At 51.0% G+C, this 671-nt stretch carries 1 protein-coding gene and 1 pseudogene; one reads left to right on the forward strand and one right to left on the reverse strand.

Going from position 1 to position 671, the window contains the following annotated elements:
* Positions 1-201: 201 nt before the first annotated feature.
* Positions 202-324, forward strand: coding sequence for a zinc ribbon domain-containing protein (locus ACUNV4_RS30445; protein WP_430882441.1), 123 nt, complete (start codon positions 202-204; stop codon positions 322-324).
* Here ACUNV4_RS30445 and ACUNV4_RS30450 read toward each other — a convergent pair.
* A pseudogene (locus ACUNV4_RS30450) lies at positions 308-523 on the reverse strand (IS66 family transposase); the annotation flags it as partial. The gene ACUNV4_RS30445 and the pseudogene ACUNV4_RS30450 sit on opposite strands and share 17 nt — an antisense overlap.
* Positions 524-671 lie beyond the last annotated feature (148 nt).

The following is a 671-nucleotide window of genomic DNA, read 5'->3' on the forward strand; positions in this document are numbered from 1 at the left end:
TGGCCTCTTGTGGCTGCTGTTTTGGTGTGTCGCAACTCCACAATATCACTGCAATAGGCCCTTCTCGTACCTCTTTTCCCCTTGCTTATGCACCCGCGTTATGTCGCATTGAGGTTAGGAATGACGTCCGATTTTCTTATCCTGCAGGCAGTCGCGGCGTATCGAACGAGAACCTGATTTTCACCTCGCCTAGAATCATCGATTCGTGGCACGCGGTGCGCAGGAACTGGTAGCTTGAGATTCCCAATCGTTGAGCGGTGCCCACGATGCTCAGTATCAGAGGACGAAACTGATCCCCTTGGTACGATTGGCTGGCAAAGCTAAGCTTTCGCCAGATCACATAGGGGCGAAGCGCTCGCTCCGCCGTATTGTTGTCCAGGGGAATTCGATGATCTTTGAGAAATGTCCAACACATCGTCTCTCGTCTGAGAAGGTGTTGGCATTGGTGCTTGGTTCGACCATCGATTCTTAGTCTTGCACCGCGCTCAAGGGTGTGGTGAAAACTCTTTCGCAAACGGTGCATCCGCCGGTAATAAATCGTCTCATCGATATGTTGGTTTTGCCATCGATGCCGAGTGCGAATTACACTATGGGCCAGCAATTCCCGGCGAGCAAATCGTATGAGCAATATCAATCACTTATCAACGAGATGGCGTTGAGCTTCTCGTAGA

The organism is Granulosicoccus sp. 3-233 (assembly GCF_052681095.1).